Annotated in this window: 12 protein-coding genes; 5 read left to right on the top strand and 7 right to left on the bottom strand. The window is 64.5% G+C overall.

Features of this window, described 5'->3' with window-relative positions:
* Nucleotides 1-211 precede the first annotated feature (211 nt).
* From BLQ55_RS02855 to BLQ55_RS02835, 5 genes are all read left to right on the top strand, one after another.
* Entirely contained in the window at nt 212-1,282 is a 1,071-nt protein-coding gene (locus tag BLQ55_RS02855; RefSeq protein WP_092252253.1) for an ATP-NAD kinase family protein, read from the top strand.
* Between the two features lie 2 nt (nt 1,283-1,284).
* On the top strand, nt 1,285-2,262 hold the full coding sequence (locus BLQ55_RS02850) for a thiamine pyrophosphate-dependent dehydrogenase E1 component subunit alpha (RefSeq protein WP_092172937.1): 978 nt from the start codon (nt 1,285-1,287) through the stop codon (nt 2,260-2,262).
* Nucleotides 2,263-2,298: 36 nt separating this feature from the next.
* Nucleotides 2,299-3,315: an alpha-ketoacid dehydrogenase subunit beta gene (locus BLQ55_RS02845; RefSeq protein ID WP_047228964.1), complete on the top strand. Its 1,017-nt coding sequence runs from the start codon at nt 2,299-2,301 to the stop codon at nt 3,313-3,315.
* The gene (locus BLQ55_RS02840) at nt 3,315-4,427 is read left to right on the top strand and encodes an acetoin dehydrogenase dihydrolipoyllysine-residue acetyltransferase subunit (RefSeq protein WP_092252251.1); all 1,113 of its coding nucleotides are present in this window, start codon (nt 3,315-3,317) and stop codon (nt 4,425-4,427) included. Before BLQ55_RS02845 ends, BLQ55_RS02840 begins: the two co-directional genes overlap by 1 nt.
* 81 nt (nt 4,428-4,508) lie before the next feature.
* Complete coding sequence (locus BLQ55_RS02835) at nt 4,509-5,573, top strand: 2,3-butanediol dehydrogenase (RefSeq protein WP_256326529.1); 1,065 nt, start codon at nt 4,509-4,511, stop codon at nt 5,571-5,573.
* A 66-nt stretch (nt 5,574-5,639) separates the two neighbouring features.
* Here the strand turns inward: BLQ55_RS02835 and BLQ55_RS02830 are convergent, their stop codons facing one another.
* From BLQ55_RS02830 to BLQ55_RS02800, 7 genes are all read right to left on the bottom strand, one after another.
* A complete protein-coding gene (locus BLQ55_RS02830; protein WP_092198397.1) occupies nt 5,640-6,194 on the bottom strand; it encodes a DinB family protein in 555 nt (184 codons plus the stop codon).
* Between the two features lie 219 nt (nt 6,195-6,413).
* Complete coding sequence (locus tag BLQ55_RS02825) at nt 6,414-7,331, bottom strand: dihydrodipicolinate synthase family protein (RefSeq protein ID WP_092252247.1); 918 nt, start codon at nt 7,329-7,331, stop codon at nt 6,414-6,416.
* A gap of 213 nt (nt 7,332-7,544) precedes the next feature.
* A complete protein-coding gene (locus tag BLQ55_RS02820; protein WP_092252245.1) occupies nt 7,545-8,573 on the bottom strand; it encodes a trans-3-hydroxy-L-proline dehydratase in 1,029 nt (342 codons plus the stop codon).
* A 108-nt stretch (nt 8,574-8,681) separates the two neighbouring features.
* Nucleotides 8,682-9,404, bottom strand: coding sequence for an amino acid ABC transporter ATP-binding protein (locus tag BLQ55_RS02815; RefSeq protein ID WP_092198406.1), 723 nt, complete (start codon nt 9,402-9,404; stop codon nt 8,682-8,684).
* Nucleotides 9,397-10,047, bottom strand: coding sequence for an amino acid ABC transporter permease (locus BLQ55_RS02810; RefSeq protein WP_092252243.1), 651 nt, complete (start codon nt 10,045-10,047; stop codon nt 9,397-9,399). The genes BLQ55_RS02815 and BLQ55_RS02810 overlap by 8 nt, the downstream gene beginning before the upstream one ends.
* Nucleotides 10,048-10,059: 12 nt before the next feature.
* The gene (locus BLQ55_RS02805) at nt 10,060-10,725 is read right to left on the bottom strand and encodes an amino acid ABC transporter permease (RefSeq protein ID WP_092198412.1); all 666 of its coding nucleotides are present in this window, start codon (nt 10,723-10,725) and stop codon (nt 10,060-10,062) included.
* Entirely contained in the window at nt 10,718-12,493 is a 1,776-nt protein-coding gene (locus BLQ55_RS02800) for a cis-3-hydroxy-L-proline dehydratase (protein ID WP_092252241.1), read from the bottom strand. The genes BLQ55_RS02805 and BLQ55_RS02800 overlap by 8 nt, the downstream gene beginning before the upstream one ends.

Below are 12,493 nucleotides of genomic sequence, written 5' to 3'. Positions count from 1 at the left end.
GCTGACATGGAGCGTCTCAGCGGGGCTCGCCTGGCCTTATCGAACATCCCGCCTGGACCGCTCTGGCCCGGCTGTTTCCTGGGTTTTTCCGGTAACTGGCACCGCCCTTGCTCTACCCCTGGAGCCCGCCTGACGGGTCATCCAATAATAACAACGAGGTGCCTATGTTCTCCTGCCCAGGCCGTTCGCCTGTTCCTCCCGTGGTGGCACCATGAGCCGCCGGCCACTGACCGTGGGCATCATCGCCAACCCCGCATCGGGCCGCGACGTGCGGCGCCTGACCGCCAATGCCGGGCTGTTTTCCAGCACCGACAAGGTCTCGGTGATCCAGCGCCTGCTGGCTGCTTTCGGTGCCACCGGCATCGAGCAGGTGTTGATGCCCACCGACATGATTGGCATAGCCGCCGCTGTGCTGAAGAACAGCCACAGCCGCCAGGCCCGCAGCAGCCACTGGCCGGCCCTGGAGTTCCTCGACCTGACCCTGCGCCAGACCGTCGAAGACACCCGCCGGGCCGCGCGCCTGATGGCCGAGCGCGAGGTGGCGCTGATCGCCGTGCTCGGTGGCGACGGTACCCACAAGGCGGTGGCCGCCGAAGTGGGGGACATCCCGTTGCTGACCCTGTCCACCGGCACCAACAACGCCTTTCCCGAACTGCGCGAGGCCACCAGTGCCGGGCTGGCCGGTGGCTTGTACGCCAGCGGCCGGGTCCCGGCGCAGATCGGTTTGCGCCGCAACAAGCGTTTGCTGGTTTGCGACGCCGGACGTGGCCTGCGCGAAATCGCCCTGGTGGACGTCGCCGTGTCGCCCCTGCGGTTTGTCGGCGCCCGGGCCATCAGTCGGGCACAGGACTTGGCCGAAGTCTTCGTGACCTTCGCCGAACCGCAGTCCATCGGCCTGTCGGCGCTATGCGGCTTGTGGTTTCCGGTGTCACGCCAGGCGCCGGGTGGTGCCTGGATGCGCCTGGACCCGCAATCCTCCGAAGCGCTGCTGGTGCCGCTCGCGCCGGGCCTGTTGCAGGGCTGTGGCGTGCTCGCCGCCGGCCCCCTGGAACCTGGTGTCGCCCATGGCCTGTCGCTCTCCAGCGGCACCCTGGCCTTGGACGGCGAGCGGGAAATCGAATTCAACGTGCATGACCGGCCCACGGTCACCCTCGATGCCGGCGGTCCACTGAGCATCGACGTCAACGCGGTGCTGGCCTACGCCGCGCAACAACGTTTGCTGGCCATCGGCCGCGAACACCCGCAACACCCTCTGAACCTTCAAGACACCCCTGGAGAATAAAAATGTCGACACCGCTCACCCACGATCAACTGCTGCACGCCTACCAGGTAATGCGCACCATCCGCGCCTTTGAAGAGCGCCTTCACGTGGAGTTCGCCACGGGTGAAATCCCCGGGTTCGTCCACCTGTATGCCGGCGAAGAAGCCTCGGCCGCAGGCGTCATGGCCCACCTGGGCGATGACGATTGCATTGCCTCCAACCACCGTGGCCATGGTCATTGCATCGCCAAGGGCGTGGACGTCTACGGCATGATGGCCGAGATCTACGGCAAGAAAACCGGCGTCTGCCAAGGCAAGGGCGGCTCGATGCACATCGCCGATTTCGAGAAAGGCATGCTCGGCGCCAACGGCATTGTCGGCGCCGGCGCGCCCCTGGTGGTCGGCGCGGCTTTGGCGGCCCGGCTCAAGGGCACCGACAGCGTCGCCGTGGTGTTTTTCGGCGACGGCGGCTCCAACGAGGGCGCGGTGTTCGAAGCCATGAACATGGCCTCGGTGTGGAACCTGCCGTGCCTGTTCGTCGCGGAAAACAACGGCTACGCCGAAGCCACCGCGTCCAATTGGTCGGTGGCCTGCGATCACATCGCCGATCGTGCGGCCGGGTTCGGCATGCCCGGCGTGACTGTCGACGGCTTCGACTTCTTTGCCGTGCATGAAGCCGCCGGGGCTGCCGTCGAACGCGCCCGTGCCGGGGAGGGGCCGTCGCTGATCGAGGTCAAGCTGACCCGCTACTACGGGCACTTCGAGGGCGACGCCCAGACCTACCGGGCCCCCGACGAGGTCAAGCACTTCCGCGAAAACCAGGACTGCCTGATGCAGTTCCGCGAGCGCACCACCCGGGCCGGCTTGCTCACCGTCGAGCAGTTGGACCAGATCGACAAGGAAGTGGACCTGCTGATTGAAAACGCCGTGTACAAGGCCAAGTCCGATCCCAAGCCCTCCGCAGCGGACCTGCTGACCGACGTCTACGTCAGCTATCCCTGAACGCCCTCCTGAACAACAAGAATAGAGAACTCCATCATGGCGAGAAAAATCAGCTATCAGCAGGCAATCAACGAAGCGCTGGCCCAGGAGATGCGCCGGGACTCAAGCGTGTTCATCATGGGTGAGGACGTGGCCGGTGGCGCTGGCGCCCCCGGTGAAAACGACGCCTGGGGCGGTGTACTTGGGGTGACCAAGGGCCTTTACGACCAGTTTCCCGGGCGCGTGCTGGACACGCCACTCTCGGAAATCGGTTACGTCGGCGCGGCGGTCGGGGCTGCCACCTGTGGCGTACGCCCAGTGTGCGAACTGATGTTCGTCGACTTTGCCGGGTGCTGCCTGGACCAGATCCTCAACCAGGCGGCGAAGTTTCGCTACATGTTCGGCGGCAAGGCTTCCACGCCCCTGGTGATCCGCACCATGGTCGGCGCCGGCCTGCGCGCCGCCGCCCAGCATTCGCAGATGCTCACGTCCTTGTGGACGCACATTCCGGGGCTGAAAGTGGTCTGCCCGTCATCGCCTTACGACGCCAAGGGCCTGCTGATCCAGGCGATCCGCGACAACGACCCAGTGATCTTCTGCGAGCACAAGTTGCTCTACAGCATGCAGGGCGAAGTGCCGGAAGAGCTCTACACCATCCCCTTTGGCGAGGCCAACTTCCTGCGCGACGGCAAGGACGTGACGCTCGTATCGTACGGACGCATGGTCAACACCGCGATGGACGCCGCGCGCAGCCTGGCCGGGCGCGGTATCGACTGCGAAGTCATCGACCTGCGTACCACCAGCCCGATGGACGAGGACAGCATCCTCGAAAGCGTGGAGAAGACCGGGCGCCTGGTGGTGATCGACGAGGCCAACCCACGCTGTTCCATGGCCACCGACATTTCCGCGCTGGTGGCACAAAAGGCCTTCGGCGCGCTCAAGGCCCCGATCGAAATGGTCACCGCGCCGCACACGCCGGTGCCGTTCTCCGATGCCCTGGAAGACCTGTACATCCCTGACGCGGCGAAGATCGAGCAAGCCGTGCTCAACGTGATCGAGTGGAGCAAGCGCTGATGAGCCAGATTCATACCTTGACCATGCCCAAGTGGGGCCTGTCGATGACCGAGGGCCGGGTCGATGCCTGGCTCAAGGAGGAGGGCCAGGCCATCACCAAGGGCGAGGAAGTGATGGACGTCGAGACGGACAAGATCTCCAGCAGCGTCGAGGCGCCGTTCTCCGGAATCCTGCGCCGGCAGGTTGCCCGCCAGGACGAAACCCTGGCGGTCGGCGCCTTGCTTGGCATCGTCGTCGACGGCGAGGCCAGCGACGCCGAGATCGACGCGGTCATCGAGCAGTTCCAATCCAACTTCGTGCCCGGTGATGCAGCCGATGAAGACAGCGGCCCGACACCGCAGAAAGTCGAGTTGGACGGCCGGGTGATCCGCTATTTCGAACGCGGCGAGGGCGGCGTGCCGTTGGTGCTGGTGCACGGTTTCGGCGGCGACCTGAACAATTGGCTGTTCAACCATGAAGCACTGGCCGCCGGGCGTCGGGTCATTGCCCTGGACCTGCCGGGCCATGGCGAATCTTCGAAAACCCTGCAACGCGGCGACCTGGACGAGCTGAGCGGCGTGGTGCTGGCCTTGCTCGATCACCTGGACATCAACGCGGTGCATCTGGTGGGGCATTCCATGGGCGGGGCGGTGTCGCTGAATGCCGCGCGCCTGATGCCTCAGCGGATACGGTCGCTGACCTTGATCGGCAGCGCCGGGCTGGGCGCGCAGATCAACGGCAGCTACCTGCAAGGTTTCGTCGAAGCGGCCAACCGCAACGCCCTCAAGCCGCCACTGGTGCAATTGTTCTCCAATGCCGAGCTGGTCACGCGGCAGATGCTCGACGACATGCTCAAGTACAAGCGCCTGGAAGGCGTGGACGCCGCCCTGCGGCAACTGTCGGCGACGCTGTTCGTCGACGGTCGCCAGCAGGTGGACCTGCGCGAGGTGGTGCAGGCCGGCCACGTACCGACCCTGGTGATCTGGGGCAGCGACGACGCAATCATCCCGGCGGCCCACAGCGAAGGGTTGGATGCCCAGGTCGAAGTGCTCCCCGGCCAGGGCCACATGGTGCAGATGGAAGCGGCCGAGCAGGTCAATCGATCGATTCTCGAGTTCATCGCCCAGCACTGACTAAGCGGGCGGCGATGAATCGCCGCCCCATAAAATCCTCTGGAGGCAACTATGAACGTTTCAATCAAGCCGACCCGCAGCATGCGCGCCGCCGTCTGGCATGGCCGCAACGACATTCGCGTCGAAGACGTGCCACTGCCGGTTTCGCCGCCGGCCGGTTGGGTGCAGATCCGCGTGCAATGGTGCGGCATCTGCGGCTCGGACCTGCATGAATACGTGGCCGGGCCGGTGTTCATCCCGGTGGACGCGCCGCATCCGCTGACCGGGATCAAGGGCCAATGCATCCTCGGCCATGAGTTCTGCGGCGAAATCGTCGAACTGGGCGCCGGCGTCGAGGGTTTCAGCGTCGGCGAACCGGTGGCGGCCGATGCCTGCCAGCACTGCGGCACTTGTTATTACTGTACCCACGGGCTCTACAACATCTGCGAGAACCTGGCCTTCACCGGGCTGATGAACAACGGTGCGTTCGCGGAACTGGTCAACGTGCCGGCGAACCTGCTCTACAAACTGCCTGCCGACTTTCCGACCGAGGCCGGTGCGTTGATCGAGCCGCTGGCGGTGGGCATGCATGCGGTGAAAAAGGCCGGCAGCCTGTTGGGTCAGAACGTGGTGGTGGTTGGCGCCGGAACCATCGGCCTGTGCACGATCATGTGCGCCAGGGCGGCCGGTGCGGCCCAGGTGATTGCCCTGGAAATGTCCGGAGCCCGCAAGGCCAAGGCCCTGGAAGTCGGCGCCAGCCATGTGATCGATCCGAACGAGTGCGATGCCCTGGCCGAAGTCCGTCGCCTGACCGCTGGCCTGGGGGCCGATGTCAGTTTCGAATGCATTGGCAACAAGCACACCGCCAAGCTGGCCATCGACCTGATCCGCAAGGCCGGCAAATGCGTGTTGGTGGGCATTTTCGAGGAACCGAGCGAGTTCAACTTCTTTGAACTGGTCTCCACCGAGAAACAAGTGCTCGGCGCGCTGGCTTACAACGGTGAGTTCGCTGATGTGATTGCCTTCATCGCCGACGGACGCCTGGACATCTCGCCGCTGGTGACCGGGCGCATCCAGTTGGAGGAGATCGTCGGGCAGGGCTTCGAGGAACTGGTGAACAACAAGGAGCACAACGTGAAGATCATCGTGTCTCCCGCACGGATCTGAGAGCGCCCGGGTGGGCGATTTGGCGATGGCCGGCGGCGGCCGTCGCCTTTTTTTCGGCGTAGCGCTTCAGTCGGGCCGATAGTCTCGCCAGACAGTTGCTTCGTTGAGTTGCAGTGTTTGTTCTTCTTGCTGCCGAAACCTACGGTCGCAGTCGAGGAAGAACTCATCGAGCTGCGGTGGCTTGACACCCGTGCCGCTGAGCATCGAATGCACCTGGCCGCGGTGATGGATCTGATGTTCGAACAGGTGCAACAGCAGTCGGTCGATTCGTTCGAGCACCACACCGTCGGCACGCATCAGGTCGACGGAGCGGGCGAGGTCTTTTTCTCGCAGTGATTCGCAGAAGGTCACCAGCCGCTGGTCGGTTTGAGCCTGGCTCTGCATGAGCTGGGCAAAGGGCAGGGTCTGGGAGAAATCTTTTATCTGGCCGTCCCGGTCACCTTCCAGGGCGGTGAGGTAGTAACGGTCCACTTCCAGGATGTGGCAAAGCGTGGCTTGGATGGACGGGAAGAATCCCGTGCGCGGCGCGGCGTAGTCAGCCTCGCTCAACTGCGCGCAGGCGCCGAGCAGCCTGTGGTTGGCCCATCGGTTGTTCAGGGCCTGGGCCAGGAAATAATTCATGGGAAGCCTCGTCAAACTTTGTGGGAGCGAGCCTGCTCGCGATTTAGTCGGCACACCCAGCATAGTCGCTTCAGGCAGACCGCTATCGCGAGCAAGCTCGCTCCCACAGCTTGAATCCCCTGGGCTCACTATCGCGTATTCACCACAAATCCCTGTGGGAGCGAGCTTGCTCGCGATGGCGGCGTCCCAGTCACCGCCAGTTGGCGCCATGCCCCGGGCTCAAAGCCCCACATCCGGCAACGCCGGCCGATTGGCCATGGCCTTGGCCATGATCTGCTCCACATACACCCGGTCCGCTTCCGGCAAGGCCAGGCGCGGTGGGCGGGTGAGGGCGCTGCCGCGGCCGGCGATGGCTTCGCACAGCTTGATGCATTGCACCAGATCGGCGCGGGCGTCCAGGTGCAGGATCGGCATCAACCATTCGTAGATCGGCATCGCCTCGGCGAACCGTCCGGCGCGGGCCAGGCGGAAAATGGTCTCGCCTTCCTTCGGGAACACGTTGGACATGCCCGAGACCCAGCCTTCGGCGCCCACGGCAAGGCTTTCCAGCACCACGTCATCGAGGCCTGCGAACAGCACAAAGCGATCGCCGACTTCATTGCGCACGTCGATGAAGCGCCGGGTGTCGCCGGAAGAGTCCTTGAAACACACCACGTTGTCGCAATCGGCCAGGGAAATCAGGATGTCCGGGGTCACGTCATTCTTGTAGATCGGCGGGTTGTTGTAGACCATCAGCGGCACATCGGCGTGACGGGCCACGTAGCGGAAATGCTCGGCGGTCTCGAAGGGTTTGGAGCCGTAGACCAGCGCCGGCATCAGCATCACCCCGTCGACGCCCACCTTGCGCACCGCGTTGGCGACCTTGGCGGCCTGAACACTGGTGAACTCGGCCACGCCGCAAATCACTGGCACGCGGCCGCGGGAGGCGTCCACCGCCACTTCGGTCACAGCGATTTTTTCCTCGGCGCTCAGGGACGTGTTTTCCCCCACCGACCCACAGACCACCAGGCCGGAAACGCCGTCCCGAATGACGTTGGAAATCACTTGGTGGGTTTTTTCCAGGTTGATGGAAAAGTCATCGTTGAATTGCGTGGTGACGGCAGGGAACACGCCGCTCCAGTTGATGCGTTTGCTCATGGGTTGTCTCCGGTGGTTAATGGTATTTCGTATACGTAGATAAAGTTGAGTCGAATACAGAGCTTTTGTGGCGAGGGAGCTTGCTCCCGCTGGGCTGTGAAGCGGCCCCAATAACCACCTGGCAACTCGGTGTGTCAGGCAAATCCAGAGGGCCGCTTCGCGACCCAGCGGGAGCAAGCTCCCTCGCCACAGGGGATGTGCAAAGTTCAAAATTCATGCGCCAGGCCAGGTGTCGGAAAGCCGATAGCCCTGCGGCCACGGGTCGTCCGGGTCGAGCAACAGCTGATGGGTCCCGGTGATCCACGCCCGTCCGGCGATGCACGGGTAAATCGCCGGGCGTCCGGCCATGTCGGTCAGTGAGTCGATGCGGCAGTGGAATTCGGAGCCGATGATCGAGCGGCCGATAAACCGCTCGCCCACCTGCATCAAGCCCTTGGCGTGCAACACCGCCATGCGTGCCGAGCAGCCGGTGCCGGTGGGGGAGCGGTCGATCTTGCCGGGCTGGATCACCACGGCGTTGGCGCCAGTGGCGATGCCATTCTCCTGGACGATGGGCGCGGCGATCTGGCAGAACGAGATGTGCGACCAATCAGGATTCAACGGGTGCACGAAGCCCAGTTGTTCGTTGGCGGCGCGGGTGATCTTCAAGCCCACGGCCACCAGCTCGGCGGCCTCGTCGGGGCGAATGGCAAAGCCCAGGCGTTGGGCGTCGACGATGACAAAGCTGTCGCCGCCATAAGCGGTGTCCACCTGCAGGGAGCCCAGGCCTTCGACTTCGATCCAGGCATCGAGGCGGTCGGCGAAGGAGGGCACGTTCTTGATCTCGACCCGTTGCACCTTGCCGTCGCGGCAGTCGGCCACCGCTTCGATCAGGCCGCCCGGCGCTTCCAGCACCAGGCGGGTCTGGGGTTCGGTCATCGGCAGGATGCCGCTGTCCAGCAACACGGTGGCCACGCACAGCGAGTTGGAGCCGGACATCGGCGGCGTGTCGGCCGGTTCCATGATGATCCAGGCCATCTGCGCACGCGGGTTCTTGGCTGGCACCAGCAGGTTGACGTGGCGGAACACACCGCCACGGGGTTCGTTGAGGACGAAGTTGCGCAGGGCCTGGTCCTGGGCGATCCAGCGTGACTGCTCCCACACCGTGGCACCGGGTGGTGGCGCGACACCGCCGACGATCACATCGCCGACTTCGCCTTCGGCGTGGCAACTGACTACATGGATGATTTTTGATGAGCGCATGGATCAAAATCCTTTGTTGTCTGGTCGGGCCTCATCGCGAGCAAGCTCGCTCCCACATTGAAATGCGTTCCCCTGTGGGAGCGAGCTTGCTCGCGATAGGGCCATCCGCTATTTCACCGACTTGAGAAACGCCGCCGTCTCCGGCTGCACCGGGTTGCCGATCACCTGGTCCGGCGGGCCGATTTCATGGACCCGCCCATTGCAAAAGAACGCCACGCGGTCGGACACGTCCCGGGCGAAGCGGATCTCGTGGGTCACCAGCACCATGGTCATGCCGTCTTCGGCGAGCATGCGCATGGTGTCCAGGACTTCGCCCACCAGTTGCGGGTCCAGGGCCGAGGTGGCTTCGTCGAAGAGCATGTAGTCCGGCGACATGGCCAGCGCCCGGGCGATGGCCATGCGTTGTTGCTGGCCGCCGGAAAGCTTGCCGGGGAAGGCCTTGAGCTTGTCCCCCAGGCCCACATGTTCAAGCTGCTTCACCGCCAGCGCCTCGGCGTCCTGCCGGCTCTTGCCCAGCACCTTGCGCGGCGCCAGCATCACGTTCTCCAGTACGGTCAGGTGAGGGAAAGCATTCCATTGCTGGAAGACGATGCCGATCTTCTGCCGCAAGCGATTGAGATCAGTGGCCCGGTCGTGAACCTCGATGCCGTCCACGCGGATGCTGCCTTTCTGGATGGGCTCCAGGCCGTTGATGCACATCAGCAGGGTTGACTTGCCAGAGCCGGAACCGCCGATGATCGACACCACTTCGCCCTTGTCCACCGTCAGGCTCACACCCTTGACCACTTCCAGGGCGCCGAAGGCTTTATGCACGTTTTCGATCTCAATCATTTTCCTGCCACCTTCTTTCCAGGCGTGCGCCGAGGCGGGCGACCACCAGGCTCATGACGTAGTAAATGAGGCCCGCGATGCACAGCACCAGCAGGGGTTCCTGAATGCGCGTGACGATGGTTTGCGACGCCCGCAGCAATTCGACGATGCCGATCCACATCACCAGCGCGGTGTCCTTCATCACGCCCAGCACCAGGTTCAGCCAGCCGGGAAAGGCCACCCGCGTGGCAATCGGCAGGACGATGAAGCGCAGGTCCTGCACATAGCTCAGTCCCAGGGACCGGCTGGCCCGGCGGGTGCTCGACGGCACCGCCAGCACGCCACCGCGCACGATTTCGGTGAAGTACGCTGCGGCGTAGACCCCGAGCACGATGCAGCCGACGGCGAAGGCGCTGAGGTTCAGGCCGGCGATGCTCTTGAGGGAGTTGAACAGCACGAACTGGATCAGCAGCGGCACACTGCGAAACACGTCCAGCAGCCAGGCCAGTGGCAGGCTGGCCCGCGGCAACAGCGCCCGCAACAGGCCGAACAGCAACCCGGCGAAGGTGCCCAGCAGGATCGACCACACGGTCAGTTGCAACGTGACCCAGGCCCCCTCGAGCAAATACAGCAGGTCGTTGACGCTGAGGCTTGTAGAAAACATGACCCACCCTCCTCAGTAACGAAACAAGCGCCAGGACACTAGTCGGGCCAACCCGACGATCAGCTTGGCGATCAGGTAATACAGCACCGCCGCGAGGGCGAAGTATTCGAAGGTGCGGAAGGTCTTGACGTTGTATTCCTGGGTGACGCCGGTGAGGTCGTTGTTCAGGCCGACCACCACCCCCAGGGACGTCATCAGCACCGCCCAGACCATCTGGTTGGTCAGCGGGTAGAAGACGATGCGCAACAGTTGCGGGACGATGATCATCCGGTAGGCCTGGAAGGCACTCATCCCCAACGAACGGGCGGCGCGCATTTGCGTACCGGGCACGGCCTTGAGGCCGCCGCGAAAGTTTTCCGCCAGGTAGCCGGCGTTGTTGAAGGTGATTCCGGCCAGCAAGGCCAGCCAGGAACTGACGTGCAGCCCGAGGGAGCCGAGGCCGAAGTAGAGGATGTAGATCTGGAACAGCGAGGGCGTGTTGCGGGCGATGGACACCCAGCCATTGCCCACGCCCCGCAGCAAGCGATTCGGGGCCTGGCGCATCACGGTCAGCACCAGGGCGATCAGCACGCCGAAAATCATCGACAGCGCGGCGGTCTCGAAGGTCACCCAGGCCCCGGCGAGCATGTCGGGCAGGGCGCGCAAGGCCGGGCGCCATTGGAAGCTGTAGTCAAACATGGGTCGGGCTCCCGGTGCGGTTCGGTTGTAGCCACGTCGGCGGCTGGCCGCGAGTCGCGGCGTTGCACGCGGCCTCGACGCAATCGGCGAGAGCGGCAAAGTGCACCCCGCGACCGACCAGGCCGGGTGCGTAGTGGGCGTATTTACCGGAGTTGGTCATCAGTGTGGTGGCGTGGGGCGGAATCACCGGCTCACCCAACATGCACCAACAGGTGTCGGTCACCAGCACCGCGCCGAAGGCCTCGATGGCGGTCAGATACCCGGCTTTGCGGGCCTGCTCCAGCACCGCCCGGCCGCAGGTGATCGCCAGCACCACATAGGGATGCTTGACCCGGCCCGCGCACAAGGTCGCGAGGGCGGCGAACTCGCTGAGGGAAAAATGCGGATTGCCCAGGGACACCACGTCCACCCAGTTATCCCGGGCGCTGTTGAGTTCGCGCCAACTGGCAAGCAGGCCCGCGGCATCGACGCTTTCCTGCGGCAACGCGACGTCGCGCTCCAGGACATCGGCCGGCTCGAGGGCTTCCGGTGTCACCCCGGCGATGTGGAACAGCGGCGCGGCGCTGGTGGTGGCGAACGCGGCGCCGAAGGCCTTGAGGTCGTCCAGGCTCGGTGCGGCGTGTTCCAGGCCGCGTATCAGCGGAATACGCCGGCCGGCCAGACTACCGATGTGGTAGCCCAGCAGCGGATAGAAACTGTCGTCGACCCTGCCCAGCGCGGGCACGTCGACGATCAACCGGGCCTTGCGCGGGTCGTCGAGATGGCAGCCGGTCAACGGCGCCCGCCCGCACAGGGCGATGCAGATGTCGAGGAAGTCCGGGTACTTTTGCGTGCGCGCGCCCAACACGCTGTTGGCATAGACCACCGCGTTGGATTCGGCCCAGACGATTTGCTCGCCGGCTTTTGGCGCGGTGTCCAGCAGGTAGGGGGCACAGGTGAAACTCAGTTGGGCGCCCATCGCCATGTAGGCGTCGCCCAAGGCACTGGCAGGCTCGCCCAGGGCCGGCTCGACGCCCAGCTCGCGCCAGCGACGCTGGTCCACGGAGATGGAATTGAGGGTGGTGGGTACACGGACTTTCGCGCCCCACTGCACCAGTTGTTCGGCAAAGCGCAGGCTGGCGGGACCGGTGTAGATGCAGCCGTCGATGTGAGCCTGGGTCACGTCCAGCAGTTGCGTGGCGCCCTGGATCTCGGCCATGCGCAGCACGATGTGCATCGCCACTTGGGCGGCCTTGCCATGGCTGCCGTCGAGCAATGCCCGGTCGTGTTCGGTCAGCCCCAGGGTTGAGAAAGTGGGCGGTTGCGACGCCGCGTACGAACCTTGCCAGCCGTCGTCCAGGGGCCGGCCAGACAATGTCAGGACATCGCCTTCCAGACGGACAAAACCCTGGCCGCGCAGCCCATTGAAGGCCTCCTGCCCCACGCACAACACCGGCAGCGAACGCTGGAAAATCACCTGCGCCACCAGCACGCCCAGGGTCAGGATTTCATCGGCTTCGGCCAGCACCAGGGCTGCGGGGGCGTGGCCGTTGCTGATCAGCTCCATCAAGACGCTGCTGCCGGTGCAGGAGCCGCGTCCGCTGGGAATCGCCAATACGCGCCCGGCCAGGTGCTGGCCACTCAAGGGATGGTGCCGGTCGATGACCTCGCCACTGGCCGGATCGACTCCACCCCAGAAACTCAGCCCGACCTCGGCGAACAGCAGGGCGCCCTGGGCGGCACCCTCCACCAGGCTGCGGCCTTTCACACGGACAGGCGTGCTTGGCAT

Origin of the sequence: Pseudomonas sp. NFACC13-1 (assembly GCF_900104425.1) — a bacterium.
GTDB classification, from domain to species: Bacteria; Pseudomonadota; Gammaproteobacteria; order Pseudomonadales; family Pseudomonadaceae; genus Aquipseudomonas; species Aquipseudomonas fluorescens_AA.
This window is presented reverse-complemented; position numbering and strand designations above follow the sequence as displayed.